This window comes from Actinomadura miaoliensis (assembly GCF_039536785.1).
Classification (GTDB): Bacteria; Actinomycetota; Actinomycetes; order Streptosporangiales; family Streptosporangiaceae; genus Spirillospora; species Spirillospora miaoliensis.
In genome coordinates, this window is the sequence record NZ_BAAAZG010000086.1 from 16193 (window position 1) to 32982 (window position 16790).

General features: G+C 73.9%; 13 protein-coding genes, 2 tRNA genes and 1 pseudogene. 10 read left to right on the top strand and 6 right to left on the bottom strand.

What is annotated here, in order from left to right:
• Window positions 1–178 precede the first annotated feature (178 nt).
• Together ABD811_RS42695 and ABD811_RS42700 are read left to right on the top strand one after the other, a co-directional pair.
• The gene (locus ABD811_RS42695) at window positions 179–1153 is read left to right on the top strand and encodes a hypothetical protein (protein ID WP_344959309.1); all 975 of its coding nucleotides are present in this window, start codon (window positions 179–181) and stop codon (window positions 1151–1153) included.
• Window positions 1154–1248: 95 nt separating this feature from the next.
• Window positions 1249–2175, top strand: coding sequence for an LLM class F420-dependent oxidoreductase (locus ABD811_RS42700; RefSeq protein WP_344959406.1), 927 nt, complete (start codon window positions 1249–1251; stop codon window positions 2173–2175).
• A 459-nt stretch (window positions 2176–2634) separates the two neighbouring features.
• Here ABD811_RS42700 and ABD811_RS42705 read toward each other — a convergent pair.
• Window positions 2635–3885 (bottom strand): annotated as a pseudogene (locus ABD811_RS42705) (MFS transporter); the annotation flags it as partial.
• A gap of 211 nt (window positions 3886–4096) precedes the next feature.
• On the opposite strand from ABD811_RS42705, the gene ABD811_RS42710 reads away from it, so the two are divergent.
• Entirely contained in the window at window positions 4097–4852 is a 756-nt protein-coding gene (locus ABD811_RS42710; RefSeq protein WP_344959311.1) for a TetR/AcrR family transcriptional regulator, read from the top strand.
• A gap of 8 nt (window positions 4853–4860) precedes the next feature.
• On the opposite strand, the gene ABD811_RS42715 is transcribed toward ABD811_RS42710, so the two are convergent.
• Complete coding sequence (locus ABD811_RS42715) at window positions 4861–5712, bottom strand: TIGR02452 family protein (RefSeq protein ID WP_344959312.1); 852 nt, start codon at window positions 5710–5712, stop codon at window positions 4861–4863.
• 140 nt (window positions 5713–5852) lie between these two features.
• On the opposite strand from ABD811_RS42715, the gene ABD811_RS42720 reads away from it, so the two are divergent.
• Genes ABD811_RS42720 through ABD811_RS42730 form a run of 3 tightly spaced genes read left to right on the top strand, consistent with a single transcriptional unit; the run spans window position 5853 to window position 10858 of the window.
• Window positions 5853–6755, top strand: coding sequence for a DUF3152 domain-containing protein (locus ABD811_RS42720; protein ID WP_344959314.1), 903 nt, complete (start codon window positions 5853–5855; stop codon window positions 6753–6755).
• A 48-nt stretch (window positions 6756–6803) separates the two neighbouring features.
• On the top strand, window positions 6804–8303 hold the full coding sequence (locus ABD811_RS42725) for a 3' terminal RNA ribose 2'-O-methyltransferase Hen1 (protein WP_344959316.1): 1500 nt from the start codon (window positions 6804–6806) through the stop codon (window positions 8301–8303).
• A 20-nt stretch (window positions 8304–8323) separates the two neighbouring features.
• On the top strand, window positions 8324–10858 hold the full coding sequence (locus ABD811_RS42730; RefSeq protein WP_425549518.1) for a polynucleotide kinase-phosphatase: 2535 nt from the start codon (window positions 8324–8326) through the stop codon (window positions 10856–10858).
• A 78-nt stretch (window positions 10859–10936) separates the two neighbouring features.
• Here ABD811_RS42730 and ABD811_RS42735 read toward each other — a convergent pair whose 3' ends face one another.
• The 3 genes from ABD811_RS42735 to ABD811_RS42745 are packed head-to-tail and all read right to left on the bottom strand — an operon-like array spanning window position 10937 to window position 13896.
• Entirely contained in the window at window positions 10937–11212 is a 276-nt protein-coding gene (locus ABD811_RS42735) for a TFIIB-type zinc ribbon-containing protein (protein WP_344959320.1), read from the bottom strand.
• A 59-nt stretch (window positions 11213–11271) separates the two neighbouring features.
• The gene (locus ABD811_RS42740) at window positions 11272–12198 is read right to left on the bottom strand and encodes a phosphotransferase family protein (RefSeq protein WP_344959322.1); all 927 of its coding nucleotides are present in this window, start codon (window positions 12196–12198) and stop codon (window positions 11272–11274) included.
• A gap of 48 nt (window positions 12199–12246) precedes the next feature.
• Window positions 12247–13896 carry a long-chain-fatty-acid--CoA ligase gene (locus tag ABD811_RS42745; RefSeq protein WP_344959324.1) on the bottom strand — a complete coding sequence of 550 codons (1650 nt, stop codon included), beginning with the start codon at window positions 13894–13896 and terminating at the stop codon, window positions 12247–12249.
• 212 nt (window positions 13897–14108) lie between these two features.
• Here ABD811_RS42745 and ABD811_RS42750 point away from each other — a divergent pair, with 212 nt between their 5' ends.
• Window positions 14109–14666: an NUDIX domain-containing protein gene (locus ABD811_RS42750; protein WP_344959326.1), complete on the top strand. Its 558-nt coding sequence runs from the start codon at window positions 14109–14111 to the stop codon at window positions 14664–14666.
• Here ABD811_RS42750 and ABD811_RS42755 read toward each other — a convergent pair.
• Window positions 14663–15595, bottom strand: a complete 933-nt coding sequence (locus ABD811_RS42755; RefSeq protein ID WP_344959327.1) for a hypothetical protein — start codon at window positions 15593–15595, stop codon at window positions 14663–14665. The two genes, ABD811_RS42750 and ABD811_RS42755, sit on opposite strands and share 4 nt — an antisense overlap.
• 219 nt (window positions 15596–15814) lie before the next feature.
• On the opposite strand from ABD811_RS42755, the gene ABD811_RS42760 reads away from it, so the two are divergent.
• From ABD811_RS42760 to ABD811_RS42770, 3 genes are all read left to right on the top strand, one after another.
• Window positions 15815–16054, top strand: a complete 240-nt coding sequence (locus ABD811_RS42760) for a sigma factor-like helix-turn-helix DNA-binding protein (RefSeq protein ID WP_344959329.1) — start codon at window positions 15815–15817, stop codon at window positions 16052–16054.
• A 304-nt stretch (window positions 16055–16358) separates the two neighbouring features.
• A tRNA-Ser gene (locus ABD811_RS42765) sits at window positions 16359–16443 on the top strand.
• A gap of 5 nt (window positions 16444–16448) precedes the next feature.
• A tRNA-Met gene (locus tag ABD811_RS42770) sits at window positions 16449–16521 on the top strand.
• Window positions 16522–16790 lie beyond the last annotated feature (269 nt).

A 16790-nucleotide genomic window follows, 5' to 3' on the forward strand; every position in this document is an offset into this window, starting at 1 on the left:
CGTCCGCAGAGAATCGCTCATATTTCGGGGCGTCCTGGCCGCCTCGACAGGCCGACCGTTACTTGGCGAAAGGTTGACGTGACCGCCGGTGCGACACGCCGCCGCCGCGCTAGTAACTCGTCCGGGCCCCGGCTACAACTGATCTGCTCTGATCGGCCGGGGTCACGGGGGGACCATCATGATCGAGAAGGTGGGCGTGCGCGCCGTCGCGCGCGGCCTCGTCGTACCGCTGACCGCGGTGCCGCTGCTGGCGACGGCCCAGGCGGCCGGGCCCGCGGGCGCCGCCGAGACGCGGCCCTGGCCGCCCACGGGCACCGCGACGTCGGCCTGGCCGTCCGGCGTGTACGGCGCGCCGTCGCTCGCGGGGTCCCGCGGCGGCAGGTCCAAGGCGGCCCGGGGGATCATCATCACCACGGCCGCTCCGCGGGGGCCGCTGCTGCCGGGACGCACCTACAGCTGGCCGTTCGCCGTGACCAACAAGAACCGCAGGCGGGTCGGCCCGCTGGTGCTGCGGATGCGGATGTCCAGGCCGCTGATCTACGTGTCCGGGCAGCGCCACTGCGCGTTCGGCCGCGGCGTGGCGGCCTGCCGGCTCGGGACGCTCAGGCCGGAGCAGACGGTCGTGGGCGTGCTGACCGCCCGGGTCGCCCGGACGGCCAGGCCGGGCCAGGCGGTCGGCGGCAGGCTCACGGTGACGTGGGGACGGCCGTCCACGGTCAGCCACGCGTTCCCGCTGGTGAAGGTCGCCCGGACCGCCGACCTGTCGGTGCTCCACCGGGCGTCGGCCCGCGTCCGCTCCGGCCGCCCCATCACCTACCTGGTGCGGGTGCACAACGCGGGGCCGTCGCCGGCGCGGGGCGTCGTCGTCGCGGCCAGGGTGCCGGGCGGCCGCAGGAACGTGGTGCGGATGATGCGCGGAGGCTGCCGCCGCCACGAGTACTTCCTGATGTGCCACCTCGGGACGATCGCGCCCGGTGGGGACAGGACGCTCCGCTACAGGCTCATGCCGCGCCGCGCCGGCTGGGGGCCGCGTCCGGGCGCCGTGGTGCGCTCCGGCGCCAAGGTCACCGCGTCGACCCCCGACCTCAACCTCCGCAACAACGCCGCCGTCGCCGCCACCAGGGTCCTGCCCGCGCGCCGCGGCCCGTGGTGACCGCCTCGCCGCGATCTCGCCGTCCGCGCTGACCGGGCCCCGGTTTCCGGGGCCCGGTGGCGTGTGCAGTGTCGGTTTGGTACCAGGATGGACCCATGCGTCTTCGGATCTTCACCGAGCCCCAGCAGGGGGCGAGCTACGAGACACTGCTGTCGGTGGCCAAGGCCACCGAGGACCTGGGGTTCGACGCCTTTTTCCGCTCGGACCACTATCTGAAGATGGGCGAGGTGACCGGGGAGCCGGGCCCGACCGACGCCTGGATCACGCTGGCCGCGCTGGCCCGCGAGACGTCCCGGATCCGGCTGGGCACGCTGATGACCGCGGCCACGTTCCGCTACCCGGGGCCGCTGGCCATCGCGGTGGCGCAGGTCGACCAGATGAGCGGCGGCCGGGTGGACTTCGGCATCGGCACCGGCTGGTTCGACGCCGAGCACACCGCCTACGGCATCCCGTTCCCGAGCCTGAAGGAGCGGTTCGACCGGCTGGAGGAGCAGCTGGAGATCATCACCGGGCTGTGGCGGACCCCCGCCGGTGAGACCTACTCCTTCGAGGGCAGCCACTACGCGCTGACCGACTCCCCGGCGCTGCCCAAGCCGGCCCGGCCGGACGGCCCGCCGATCCTGCTCGGCGGTCTCGGCGCCAAGCGCACCCCGCGGCTGGCGGCCCGGTACGCCGACGAGTTCAACGTGCCGTTCGCCAAGGTGGACGACACCGGCGCCGCCTACGAGCGGGTCCGCGCGGCCTGCCGGGAGGCGGGACGGACCAGGCCGATGGTGTACTCGGCCGCCCAGGTGGTGTGCGTCGGCCGCGACGAGGCCGAGATCAGGCGGCGGGCCGACGCGATCGGCCGCCAGGTGCCGGAGCTGCGCGAGAACGGCCTGGCCGGCACGCCCGGCGAGGTCGTCGACAAGCTCGGCAGGCTCGGTGAGATCGGCACCGAGTGCGTCTACCTCCAGGTCCTCGACCTCGGCGACCTGGAGCACCTGGAGCTGATCGCCGCCGAGGTTCTCGGCAAGGTCTGACACTCCGTGCCGTAACGGGCCGCCGCCGGGTGCGTCCTCCTGCGGGCGGGCGTGCCGGGGGAGCAGGAAGGTCACCAGGAACGTCAGCCCGAGCATCCCGACCACGACCCACAGCGTCGCGGTCATCGCGTCACTGAAGCCCTCCTTGGCCGAGCGCTCCGCGGCCGTGCCGACCGCCTGGCGGACGGCGGGGGCCGAGGCCGGAGCGGCGGACGCGGCCGCCGCCACGTCGCGTTCCAGCCGGACGCAGGATTCGGGGACCCCGGCGCCGTCCTCGGCCGAGGCGCGGTCGCGTCCGCAGGCGCGCAGGTCGTCGACGATGAGGTCGCGCTGCGGGGCGGCGACGGAGGCGGCGGCGAGCCGGTCGCGCAGGGCGGGCGCGGCGTGCTCGGCCTCGGTGACGACCTGCCCGCCGAGCAGGCCGAAGAAGACGGTGCCGAGCACGGCGGCGCCGAGCGCGCTGCCGAACTGCTGGACGGCGGTGAGCGTGCCGCTCGCGGACCCGGTCTCGTGCGGCTCCACGCCCGACACCACGATGTCGAAGAACGGGGCCATCAGCAGGCCCATGCCGATGCCGCAGACGAGCAGGGCGGGGGTGAGCTGCCACGGCCCGACCCCGGTGCCCGCGATGTTCAGGGTGAGCGCGACGGCGGCGACCCCGGCGGCCATGATGGCGGTGCCGCCGTGGATGACGGGGCGTCCGAACCGCTGCACGGCCTGCGCGACGCCGAACCCGGCGATGATGCCGAGCGACCACGGCACCTGGGACAGCCCCGCCTTCAGCGGCGAGTAGCCGAGCCCCATCTGCAGATAGAGGCTGAACACCAGCGCGAAGCCGGTCATGCCGGCGAAGAACACGACGCCGACCAGCAGCCCGGCGGTGAAGCCCCGCTTGCGGAACAGGCCCGGGATGACGAGCGGGTCGCGTCCCGCGCGCTGGCGGCGCGTCTCGTACCAGGAGAAGACGCCGAACACCGCGACCGACAGGGCGAGCAGCGCGAAGATCCAGGCGGGCCAGTCCAGCTCGCGGCCCTGGACGAGCGGGTAGACCAGCAGGCCCGCGCCGAGCGCCGCCAGCGCCGCGCCGGGCAGGTCCAGGCGCGTGGTGTCCCCGCCGCCGTCCCGGGGCAGGTAGCGCAGGCCCGCCAGGACGGCCGCCAGGCCCAGCGGCAGGTTGATCAGGAAGATCATGCGCCAGCCGGTGCCGAACAGGTCGGCGCCGGTCAGCCAGCCCGCCAGCACCGGACCGCCCACCGACGACAGCCCCATGACCGGGCCGAAGGCGGCGAACGCCGTGCCGACCTCCTTCGGCGGGAACATCCGCTTGATCATGCCGAGGCCCTGCGGCAGCATCAGCGCGCCGAACAGGCCCTGGGCGACCCGTGAGCCGACCAGCATGCCGGGCGACTGGGCGAGTCCGCACAGCAGCGAGGCCGCGGTGAAGCCGGCCGCGCCGACCAGGAACATGCGGCGGCGCCCGTACAGGTCGCCGAGCCGCCCGCCGGTGATCAGGCCGATCGCCATGGCCAGCGTGTAGCCGGCGGTCAGCCACTGGACGGTGCCGGCCGAGCCGCCGAGGTCGGCGCGGATGGTGGGCGCCGCGATCGCGGTGATCAGCGCGTCCAGCATGTCCATGATCTCGCCGGCGAGGATCACTATCAGGGCCGCCCAGCGCCACCGGTAGGCGGGGGCGGCGTCCGTGTGGGACATCGATTCTCCAGAGGGGTTCGGGGGCGGGGGAGCCACCCGCGAAGAACACTGTTCGTCGTTACGAACGCTGTTCTATGTTGGGAACATCGTTCGTGTCAAGTACGCTGTTCGTCATCTGTGGAGACGAGGGGCCGGCCGCAATCTCTCTCCAATAGAGAAGATATATCGCGTTAGCGGCCCGTCAAGATGTATCGCGAAAACGGGAGGTTCCGTGTCGGACACCGGCGCCCCGGAGATGCCCGCACCACCGTGGCGCAGCAGGCGCAGGCCGGCCGCGCCGCCGCGCCAGCCGCTCAGCCAGGAGCGCATCGTCGACGTCGCGCTGCGTCTGCTGGACGCCGAGGGGCTGGAGGCGGTCAGCATGCGCCGCGTCGCGCAGGAGCTGGGCACCGGCCCGGCCTCGCTCTACGCGCACGTCGCCAACAAGGACGAGCTGTTCGAACTGATGCGGGAACGGGTCGCGGGGGAGGTGCGCCTGCCCGAGCCGGACCCGGCGCGCTGGAGCGAGCAGATCCGGGAGACGGCCCGGGAGATGCACCGGGTGCTGAGCGCGCACGCCGACATCGCCCGCGTGTCGATGGCCACCATCCCCACCGGGCCCAACGCGATGCGCATCGGCGAGGGACTGCTGTCGATCATGCTGGCGGGCGGAGTGCCGCCCCAGATCGCGGCCTGGACGATCGACCAGATCTCGTTGTACGTGACGGCCCACGTGTACGAGGGCTCGCTGCACCTGGCCCGCCAGCGCGCCAGCGGCGAGAGCGTCGAGGAGTACATGACGGGGTTCCTCGGCCAGGTCCGCGACTACTTCGCCAGCCTGCCGCCCGACCGGTTCCCCAGCATGGTGCGGCACGTCGGGGAGCTGATGAACGGCGACGGCGACGACCGGTTCGAGTTCGGCCTCGACCTGCTGATCCGCGGCCTGGAGTCCTACGTCGGCGCCCGCCCGGCCGGCGCCGGCCCCTGACGCGGGCGTCAGCCGGTCAGGGGCGCGAGGACGCGTTCGAAGGCGACCTGGCGGGGCGCGCCCTTGGCCGTGTCCCACACGGCGAACACCACGTGGTCGAAGCGGCCGGCGAACTCGCCGCCCGCGGCCAGCGGCTCGGCGAACGCCTGGGCGACCTCGGCCGGGTCGTTGCGGAACACGCCGCAGCCCCACGCGCCCAGCACCAGCCTCCGGTGGCCGTGGTGCGCCGCCACCGCGAGGATCTTGCGGGCGCGCAGGCGCAGCACCTCGGGGATCCGCGCGGCCACCCGCTCGTCGCGGATCGCGCCGCGGTTGGGCGCCGGGGAGGTGAGGAACGCGACGTCGTACGGCTCCTCCAGCAGCCGCCCGGCGTCGTCGCGGAACACCGGGACGTCCGGGGAGTAGATCATGTGGTCGCTGTAGAGCAGGTCGCCCTGGGCACGGTGGAAGTCGTAGTACTCGCGGGCGGCCGTCAGCGAGGCGTACAGCGCCGACGAGCGGGCGAGCCCCTCCTCCTGGGCGTGCGCGCCGTTGAGGAACCCGCCGCCGGGGTTCTTGGCGGACGCGAAGTTGAGCGCCAGCGGCGTGTGACCGGGTTCGCGCAGGCGGCGGGCGGCCGCAAGAGTGGTCTCCCCGGTCACCTCGACGCGTGTGCCGCCGCCCGTCCCGGCCGCGGGCGCGTCCGGCAGCCGGGCGAGCAGCCCGTCGAGCTCGGCGGGGCGGTGCAGCACGGTGCCGCGCACCGCGGCCTCGATCCGATCGGCGACGGCCACGGTACGGCCGGACGGCGCGGTATAGTCGCCGCGCTCGATGATGGCCACGGTCTGCTGGGCGGTCTGCCGCCGGGGATGTCTGCTCATGGCGGCACGAGTCTGCCGGGGCGGGGCGGACGCCGCCAACCGGTTTTCCCGCCTTGATCAGCGATAAGTCGTGATTTTGCAACATTTAGGGTGCTTTCTGGCATCCTGGGCGGGCCATGGAGCCACCAAGATCACGAAGCGTGCCGTCCCCGCCGGACGCCCGCGAACCCGGCATCGACCCGGGCGCCCGCGGCGTCCCCGCGGCCTTCGACGAACAGCTCGAACAGTCGCTGGGAGCCGGACGGCGGCGCCGCGCCGGCACGATCGCCCTGGGCGCCCTCGCCACGCTGCTGGTCACGGCGGCCATCGTCGGCATCGGCGCGTTCGTCTTCCAGGGCGGGCTGATGGGCGGCGGCGCCTCCAGCGCCCACGTGCGGAAGACGACCGCCCCGCCCGCCACCGGCGACGCGCGGCCCCGCATGGAGGCCGAGCCGTCGGCCCCGCCCAGCATCAAGCCCACGCGCGAGACGTACATACCGAAACGCGGCACCGGCAAGTTCTCCCGCCCCAAGGGCGCGAACAAGACGGTCGGGCGCGGCGGACGCCTCATGCGCTACATGGTCGAGGTGGAGGGCGGCCTGCGGCAGGACCCCACGGAGTTCGCCCGCAGCGTCGACCGCATCCTGGCGGACCCGCGCGGCTGGACCGCCGCGGGACGGGTGTCGTTCCGCCGCGTGGACTCCGCCCCCTACGACTTCGTGGTGCGCCTGGCCTCACCCGGCACCACCGACAAGCTGTGCGCCGCCTACGGCCTGGACACCGAGGGCAAGGTGAACTGCGCCGGAGGCAAGGAGGTCGTGGTCAACCTGCGGCGCTGGCTGCTGCTCACCCCCTACTACAAGGGCAAGCCGGACGACTACCACGCGCTGACCATCAACCACGAGGTCGGCCACCGGCTCGGGTACGACCACGTCACCTGCCCCGGCAAGGGCCGTCCCGCGCCCGTCATGCAGCAGCAGATCTTCGGGCTGAAGGGCTGCGTCATCAACCCCTGGCCCTACGACCGCAAGGGCCGCTACATCACCGGTCCGTCGGTGCCCTGACCCGAAAACCCGTGGGGCCGGACGACGGGGCTCCGCCACACTGGCACGGTGCTTCTGACGATCACCACGACGATGGCGCCCGCCACGGACCTCGGCTACCTGCTGCACAAGCACCCCGACCGCGCGCAGGCGTTCGAGCAGTCCTTCGGCACCGCGCACGTCTTCTACCCCGACGCCGACGAGCGGCGTTGCACCGCCGCGCTGCTGCTGGACGTCGACCCGGTGAAGCTGGTGCGCACGCGCGGCAAGGGCACCCCGGACTTCTCCCTCGGCCAGTACGTCAACGACCGCCCCTACGCGGCGTCGTCCCTGCTGGCGTCCGCCATGGCCAACGTGTTCCGCAGCGCGATGCGGGGCCGCTGCGACTCGCGTCCCGAACTGGCCGCCGGGCGGCTGCCGCTGGAGATCCGGCTGCCCGCACTGCCGTGCCGGGGCGGCGCGGAACGGGCCGAACGCTGCTTCGCGCCGCTCGGCTGGAATGTCGAGGCCGTCCCGCTGCCCCTGGACCCCGGGTTCCCCGAGTGGGGCGACTCGCGCTACGTGTCCCTCACGCTGACCGGCGAGCTGCGGCTCGCCGACGCCCTCAACCAGGTCTACGTGCTGCTGCCCGTGCTGGACGACGCCAAGCACTACTGGATCGCCCCCGACGAGGTCGACAAGCTCATCCGCGCCGGCGAGGGCTGGCTGGCCTCCCACCCCGACCGGGCCGCGATCACCCGCCGGTATCTGGCCGGCCGGCACGGACTGGTACGGGCCGCGCTGGGCCGGCTCGCCGACGCCGACGACGCCCCCGAGGACGCCCTCGACCGCGACCCGATCGAGGAGGAGCCGCCCGCCGCCGACCCCACCGCCGCCGAGCCGGGCGCCCCCGAGCCGGACGACGCGGCCGGGGCCGCCGCGCCGCCGGTGCCGCTGGCCGAGCGCAGGATGCAGGCGGTGCTGGAGACCCTGCACGCCGAACGCGCCCCGCGCGTCATCGACCTGGGCTGCGGGACCGGCCGCCTGCTGGCGCGGCTCAAGCAGGACCGCTACTTCGAGAAGATCACCGGGGTGGACGTCTCGCACCGCGCCGTGCAGATCATGCACCGCCGCGGCCTGCCCGACGAGCACGGCCCCGACCGCGAACCGCGCGTCGAGGTGTTCCAGGGCGCGCTCACCTACGCCGACGAGCGGTTCGCCGGGTACGACGCGGCGGTGCTCATGGAGGTGATCGAGCACGTCGACCCGCCCCGGCTGCCCGCCGTCGAGCAGGTGGTGTTCGGCGGGGCGCGGCCGCGGCTGGTCATCGTCACCACCCCGAACGTGGAGTACAACGTGCGCTACGAGGGCCTGGCGCCGGGCGCCGCGCGCCACCCCGACCACCGGTTCGAATGGACGCGCGCCGAGTTCGCGTCCTGGGCCGGCCGGGTCGCCGAGACGTTCGGCTACCAGGTGCGGTACGTCCCGGTGGGCGACGACGACCCGCAGGTCGGCCCGCCCACCCAGATGGCGGTGTTCTCGCTCGGCGCGGGGACCGCGGCGCGGAAGACGAACGGGGGAGACGCGTGACCGAGATCAGGGTTCCCGAGATGGGGCTGGTGGTGCTGGTCGGCGTGTCCGGCTCGGGCAAGTCGCACTTCGCGGCCCGGCACTTCAGGCCCACCCAGGTGGTGTCGTCGGACTACTGCCGGGGCGTGGTCGCCGACGACGAGAACGACCAGTCCGCCTCCGGCGACGCGTTCGACCTGCTGCACTACATCGTCCGCAAGCGGCTGCGGCGCGGGCTGCTGACCGTCGTGGACGCCACCAACGTCCAGCAGAAGTCGCGCGAGCAGCTCGTCCGCATCGCCAAGGAGCACGACGTGCTGTCGGTGGCGATCGTGTTCGACGTGCCCGAGCAGGTCGCGGTCGAACGCAACGCCGCGCGCGCCGACCGGCGGCTGCCCGACCACGTCGTCCCGCGGCAGCGCCGCGAGCTGCGGCGCGGCCTGCGCTCGCTCGGCCGCGAGTTCAAACGCGTGTACGTCCTGCGCGACGTCGCCGAGATCGACGCGGCGACCATCGTCCACGAGAAGGCCTGGACCGACAAACGGGAGCTGACCGGCCCGTTCGACGTCATCGGCGACGTGCACGGCTGCCGCGCCGAACTGGAGGACCTGCTCGGCGACCTCGGCTACCAGATCGAGCGCGACCCGCTCGGCCGGGCCGCCGGCGCCCGCCACCCCGAGGGCCGCACCGCCGTGTTCGTCGGCGACCTGGTCGACCGCGGCCCGGACACGCCCGGCGTGCTGCGCCTGGTCATGGGCATGGTGGAGGCCGGCACGGCCCTGTGCGTGTCCGGCAACCACGAGGCCAAGCTGGTGCGGGCGCTGCGCGGCCGCAAGGTGCGGGTCGCCCACGGGCTCGCCGAGTCGCTGGAGCAGCTCGCCGCCGAACCCGACGACTTCCGCGCCGCCGCGCTGGCGTTCATGGACGGCCTGATCAGCCACTACGTGCTCGACGAGGGACGACTCGTCGTGGCGCACGCCGGGCTCAAGGAGTCCTACCACGGCCGGGCGTCCGGGCGGGTGCGGTCGTTCGCGCTGTACGGCGACACCACCGGCGAGACCGACGAGTACGGACTGCCCGTCCGCTACCCGTGGGCCAGGGACTACCGGGGCAAGGCCATGGTCGTGTACGGGCACACGCCCGTGCCCCAGCCCGAGTGGATCAACAACACCATCTGCCTGGACACCGGCGTGGTATTCGGCGGAAAGCTGACCGCGCTGCGCTACCCCGAACGGGAACTGGTGTCGCGTCCGGCGCGCCGGGTCTGGTACGAGCCGGTGCGCCCGCTGCACCCCGCCCCGGGCCACGCCGCCCCGGGCGGGCACCGCGAGAACACGGCGCTGAAGATCGAGGACGTGCTCGGCAACGAGGGCGTGGAGACCCGGCTCATGGGCCGCGTCGCCGTCCGCGAGGAGAACGCGCTGACCGCGCTGGAGGTGATGAGCCGGTTCGCGGTCGACCCGCGCTGGCTGGTCTACCTGCCGCCGACGATGGCGCCGTCCGCCACCTCCGCGCTGCCCGGCTTCCTGGAGCACCCGGCCGAGGCGCTGGCCGCGTACCGCGACGCGGGCCTGAACCGCGTCATCTGCCAGGAGAAGCACATGGGCTCGCGCGCCGTCGCGGTCGTCTGCCGGGACGCGTCGGTGGCCGCCGCCCGGTTCGGCGTGGACGACGGCACGACCGGCGCCGTCTACACCCGCACCGGACGGGCGTTCTTCAACGACCCCGCGCTGACCGGCGCGCTCCTGGACCGGCTGCGCACCGCGATCGGCGCCGCCGGGCTGTGGGACGAGCTGCGGACCGGCTGGCTGGTGCTCGACGGCGAGCTGCTGCCCTGGTCGGCCAAGGCCATGGAGCTGATCAGGACCCAGTACGCGGCGACCGGCGCGGCCGCGCGGGCCGCCCTGCCGGCCGCCGCCGACGTGCTCGCCCGGGCGTCCGCGCGCGGCCTGGACATCGCTGACCTGCGTGGACGCGTCGACCGGCGGCTCGCCAACGCCGCGCTGTTCCGCGACGCCTACGCCCGCTACTGCTGGACGGTGGACGGCCTGGACGGCGTGCGGCTGGCCCCGTTCCAGATCCTGGCGGGCGAGGGCCGCGCCTGGGCCACGGCCCGCGAGCACGACTGGCACATGCGGATCGCGGCCCGGCTCGCCGAGGCCGACCCGTCCGGACTGCTGCTGGCGACCGAGTCGCGCGTCGTCGACCTGGCCTCGCCGGAGTCGGAGCGGGACGTCACCGGCTGGTGGGAGGAGCACACCGGACGCGGCGGCGAGGGCATGGTCGTCAAGCCGCTCGGGCCGTTCCCGGAGGACCGGAAGATCCAGCCCGGGATCAAGTGCCGGGGCCGGGAGTACCTGAGGATCATCTACGGACCGGACTACACCGAGCCGGGCACCCTGGAGCGGCTGCGCGGGCGGTCGCTCGGCCGCAAGCGCTCGCTGGCGATGCGCGAGCACGCCCTCGGCGTGGAGGCGCTCGACCGGCTCACCTCGGGAGAGCCGATGTGGCGGATCCACCAGGCGGTGTTCGCCGTCCTCGCCCTGGAGTCCGAACCCGTCGACCCCCGCCTGTAGGCCGGGGGCGTCCGCCGCGCGGCAGGGCGGCGCGCCGATGCCTCGGGTGTCGGCACGCCGCCGGGACGAGACGTCCGCTCAGGTCGTGAACAGCATGTGGAACAGGCCGCCGTGGTGCGGGCGGTGGTAGTGCCCGCCACCGTGGTGATGGTGGTGCACCTGCCCGGGCGCACCCCACGCCGGCGCGGCCGGGGCCGCGGGCGGCGGGGCGGCGTGGGCCTGGCCCTCCAGGCGGCTCAGCGCCTCCAGTTCCCCGTAGTCGAGGAAGATTCCGCGGCAGTTGTCGCATTGCTCGATGTGGACGCCGCTACGGGTGTAGGTGCGCATCACGCCGCGACATTTGGGGCAGTGCATCGCCTCATCGTCCTTCCGTAAAAATCCCCAGGTGGGCTAAATGTAGGGCAGCTCGAACGCTACGTCATTCCTGGTCCCGCCTCGGAGATGCGCCTGCAGGTGTCGACGAGCGCCCGCTCGGGCCCGTCGAGCGGACGGCCGTCCGCCCGCGCCGATATGACGCACGTGGCGGCGATCTGGATCGCCAGAGTTCGCGCGGGCAGGTCCAGGGCCCGCCACGGGTCGCCGTCCGCGGGCACCGCCGGCCCCCCGGCCTCCCGGTAGGCGCTCAGGAGACGGGCCCAGTCGCCGGGCGGCAGCACCCCCGCCGAGAACAGCGCCGCGGGCCGCGCCAGGTCCCAGGCGGGGTCGCCGCGTCCCAGGTCCTCCACGTCGATGAGCCGCCAGCCGCCCTCCCCGGTGCGCACCATCTGCCCCAGATGCCAGTCCCCGTGGATCAGCCGGTGCGGCGTGGCGCCGTCCGCGCCTCGGTCGTCTTCCCCCGCGCGGATCCACGACGGCAGGGTGGCGAACGCCCGGCGCACCTCGGCGGCCTCCGGCCCGTCCGGCAGGCGCCGCACCAGCCGCCCCACCCGGGCGGGACGCCCCCACGGCGGCGCGTCGGCCGGAACCGGACACGTGTGCAGCGCGGCCAGCAGCCGGCCGGCCTCCTCCCACGGCACCGCGTCCGGGCTGACCGGCTCCCCGTACGGCCACACGGTCACCACCCGGCCGTCCACCCGCAGCGGCCCGTCCAGCGGAGGCAGCAGCAGCGCCGGCAGTGACGCCGCCACCCGCATCCGCCGCTCCAGCGGCGGCCCGCCGTCACGGTCCGCCTGGTGCGCCTTGACGACCACGTCACCGACCCGCACCACCAGCACCCCGTGCCGGTCGTACAGCACCACCGCCTCATCACCGCTTGCGGCCCGGGCGCGGCCGACCTCGGCGAGCCGCTCGAACAACGCCGGAGACGACGAATGGGGGGAACGGGCGACGGGGGGACGCATCCGCTCAGTCAACCACTCACCAGGAGGTCCCGGGCGAGAACTCCCGGGTCAGCGGGTGGCGGCGGCGTCGCGCAACTGCCGGCGGACCACCTTGCCCAGGACGTTGCGGGGCAGATCCTGACGGGGCCGGAACTCGGCCGGCACCTTGTAGTGCGACAGGTACCTCGCGCAGTGGCGGCGCAGCTCCTCCGCCGAGAACGGGTAGGCCGGGTGCTCGACGACATAGGCGACGACGCGTTCGCCGCGCCGCTCGTCCGGCAGGCCGACGACCGCGCAGTCGAACACCGCCGGATGGCGGCGCAGAACCTGCTCCACCTCGCCGGGGAAGACGCTGAACCCGCTCACCTTGATCATGTCCTGGCGGCGTTCCAGCAGCGTGATCCAGCCGTCCGGGCTCATCACCGCGATGTCGCCGGTGCGCAGCCACCCCTTCGACAGCACGCGCGCGGTGGCCAGCGGCTGGTTCCAGTACCCCGCGAACACCTGGGGGCCGCGCACCACCAGCTCGCCCGGCTCGCCCGGCGGCAGCGGCCGGGTCGGGTCCCCGTGGTCGACGATCACCGCGTCGGTCAGCGGCAGCGGCAGGCCCACGGTGTCGTTGCGGGCGCCGCCGCCGAGCGGGTTCGCGGTCAGCGCGGGCGACGCCTCCGTCTGCCCGTACGCCTGGATCAGCCGGCCGGCGTGCCCCAGCGCGTCCAGCCGCCCCAGCGTCGCGGCGGTCAGCGGGCTGCCGCCCGATAGCAGGATCCGCACCGGGTCCAGGTCGGACGGCCGGAACCGTGGGCTGTCGAGCAGCTGGTCGTACAGCGTCGGCACGCCCGGGAACACGGTGGGACGATGCCGCCGCAGCGCCCGCACCACCCGCTCCCCGTCGAACCGGGGCAGCAGCACGACCGAGCCCGCCTTCAGCACCGGCGCCACCAGGCAACTGATCATGCCGAACGTGTGGAACAGCGGCAGCACCGCCAGGGTGACCTCGCCGCCGTCGGTGACCTCCACGTCCCACGCGTGCTGCTGGCAGGCGTTGGCGACCAGATTGCGGTGGGTGAGCATGGCGCCCTTGGGACGCGCCTCCGTGCCGCCGGTGTAGGCGATGACGGCCAGGTGCCGCGACGGGTCGAGCCGGAACTGCCGCACGCGCCGGTCCGCCGGCCGCTGCAGCTCGGCGAACGGCACCACGTCCGGCCCGGCGGGGACCTCGGCGACCAGCGCCGCGCGGCGCCGCCGGGCCGCCGGCAACGGCAGCCGCAGCGCCGCCCGCGCCGCCGGGGGCAGCGCGTCCCCGATCGAGGTGACGATCAGGTGTTCCAGCGGCGCGGCGTCCCGCGCGGCCCGCACCGCCGGCAGTGAACGGTCCAGCACCACCGCGGCGCGCGGCGCGCAGTCGGCGAGCTGGTGGCGCAGCTCCTCCGCGGTGGACAGCGGGTTGTGCGGCACCGCGATCGCGCCGCGCCGCAGCACCCCGAAGAACGCGATGACCAGCTGCGGGCAGTTCGGCAGCACCAGCGAGACCCGGTCGCCCGGCTGCACGCCGAGCCGGTGCAGCCCGGCGGCGAACCGGTCCACGGCCTCGCGCAGCTCCCGGTAGCGGATCCGGCCGCCATGGAAGATCAGGGCGGGCCGCCGCGGATGCCGCGCGGCGGCGTCGTCCAGCAGCCGGGGCACGGCGACGTCCGGGATCGCCGGCTCGGCCGGCACCCCGGGCTGGTACCACCGCAACCACGGCCGTTCTCTGTGTGACGACTGCCACATATCCGTGGATTCAACCACCTGTCACGCCGGCGTGTCCGCCCACTCGCGCATCGTCCCCGCGCCGCCGGAAGGCCCGCGCCGCCGGGGCGGTGCGCCCCCGGCCCGGCGCGTCCCGGGCCATGATGGGAGGGAACGGCGACGACAGCAGCGAGGTGACCATGACGCCTGAACCGGCGGTGCGCCGGGTGTCCTCCCGCGTGGTCTACGAGAACCGGTGGATGACCGTCCGCGAGGACCTCGTCCAGCGGCTCGACGGGTCGCGCGGCATCTACGGGGTCATCGAGAAGGACGACTACGCCCTGGTCATCCCGGCGGAGCGGGACGGGTTCCACATGGTCGAGGAGTACCGCTACCCGATCGGGCGGCGGACGTGGAACTTCCCGCAGGGCTCCCACCCGGACCACCGCGGCGGCGACCCCGAGGCGCTGGCCCGGCGGGAGCTGGTCGAGGAGACCGGGCTGCGCGCCGGCACGATGACGCCGCTGGGCCGCCTGCACAGCTCGCACGGCACCAGCAGCCAGGGCGTCCACGTGTTCCTGGCGACCGGGCTGACACCGGGCGAGCACGCGCGCGAGCCGGAGGAGCAGGACATGCGGCAGCGGTTCGTGACCCGGGCCGAGTTCAAGCGCCTGGTCCGGGCGGGCGAGATCACCGACGACGCCACCGTGGCCGCATACGCCCTGCTCCTGCTGCACGAGGAGAACGCGCCGGGCTAACCCTGCTCGTCGAGGAGCCGCCGCACCAGGTCGGCGAAGGCCTCGTCGCTGAGCAGGCTCGCCCTGGCGTTCTCCTTGTCGATCTCGACGCGGACCGGGCGCAGGTCGGGCACGCCGCCGCCCGCCAGCGCCGCCGCCTCGTCCAGCGCCTCGTAGGCGCCGGGACGCCACCAGTAGACCTCCGGGGTGAGCGCCTTCTCGCCGACCTCCACGTGCCGGGCCGCCAGCGCCTGCACGGCCTCCAGCGCGGAGAAGATCTGCGTCTGCCCGATCGGGTGGACGAGCAGCAGCTCGGGGATCGGGAAGGCCACCAGCGCCCCGTGCGGGGACGCGGCCGGGTCGACATAACGCTTCAGCACGTGCATGTGCGCACCGACGTAGCGGTGCTCGCCGCTGATGTGCGTCAGCGGCACCCCGTACAGCTCGCGCGTCATGATGTGGTGCGGCTCCCCGTCCACCGACCGCGCCAGCGCCCGCGCGAACGCCTCGTCGGCGCTCGTGCCGCCCAGCGCGGACTTCTGCAGGGGCGAGATGGAGTCGGGATAGTCGACGACTACGGACTCCAGCAGGCCGGGCGCCAGCGGCCGGACGACCAGCGTGTCCCAGACCTCCTGCGGCAGGGCGTCCTCGGTGTAGATCCGCACGCGCAGGTCGTCGGCGGGCAGCGCGTCCTCGCGCACCGCCTGGCGCAGCTCGGCGTCGCGGCGCAGGTTCTTCTCCATCTGCTCGACGAACTCGGCGGCGATGCCGGGCAGCGCCGCCATCGAGTTGCGCCCGGCGTGCCGGCGCCACTCCTGGACGTCGCCCTTGACCTGCGTGCCGTCCGGCAGGGTGACGGCGACGGTGGCGGCGTCGGGAAGGATCGCCTCGTAGCCGCGGTCGGCGAACGCCTTGAGCAGCGCGCGGCCCAGCACGTCGGGCTCGGTCATGTTCTCTCCGTGGGGACATATAGGCATGAAGGCTGACTCGGGGTTCGACTCCCCAACCGCCCCACTGGTTCACGGCGACCGCACCGACGCCCACGCCCCTCCGCCCGCCGCGCCCGCCCGCCCCCGCGTCCCCGCGCACGGGATAAACGTCCCTGAGCGCTTCCTTAAGCCCGCCATAAGGGGATCGCCGGGGGTGGTGGGAGATGCGAGGTTCTGGGTGTGGCACTGCGAACCGGCAAGAGCGCGGGCCAGATGGCGCCCGCCCCCATGCACGAGCCCGCCGCGCGGGCGTTCCGGTCGCTGTCGTGGGCGCACCGGGAGATCCTGACCGAGACGTACTTCCGCAGGCGGTCGGTCAACGAGGCGGCCGCGTCGCTCGGGCTTCCGGTGGAGGTCGTCAAGGCCCGCGTCTATCACGCCCTCAGAGCGCTGCGGGAAGCGTGCGAAGCCCCCGGCTGAGACGATCCGCGGACCGGCGCGGGGCGCCCGCGGGGCACCGCCCGCGCCCCGCGCCGGCCATTCGCGCCGCCGCCGGATTCGGCGGCGTGGAAAACGTCTTGCACGCCCGGGAACAATTGCGGCAACCTGAATGTCGTAACGAAGCGAGACCGAGAACGGAAGGAGCCGGCGATGCGGCGTCACAGTAGCCGAATGCGCAGCCTGTCCGGTCTTGGCAGCGGACGCGGCGGGACGTGACGGAACCGTCCTGACCTGCGCACCGCCTGGCGACCGGAGTTCGCACAGGCGGTTTTCTCATTTTCTCGGAGGGTTGGCCGAGCGGTAAGGCAGCGGCTTGCTAAGCCGTCGTCAGGGTCCCCCCTGCGCGAGTTCGAATCTCGCACCCTCCGCCCCCGGCGGATAGGAACGCTGGCGCGTTCGGCGGTCCCATAAGCCGCATGAGGAGGGTTCGATTCCCTCATCCGCCACGTCCCGGCGGCCGGCCGGATCATCGTGTCGCCCGCAGTTCACCATCAGGGAAGCGAGACCCAGGTGGTCTGCGGCGCGAACCTGTCGTTGTCCTGCCGTCGCGCTCGTCCGCGCGTCCGCCGTGGTCATCCGGTCCGCCAGGGAGGTGGAGGCCGGCGGAAGGAGCGTAGGACGCGGTGACGTCCCCGGGCCGGGGGGCGGGTGGGGCGGCCGGTAGTGGACGGGGGGTGGTCGCGGGGGACGGAGGGGCTTAGGTTGCCTGCGATGA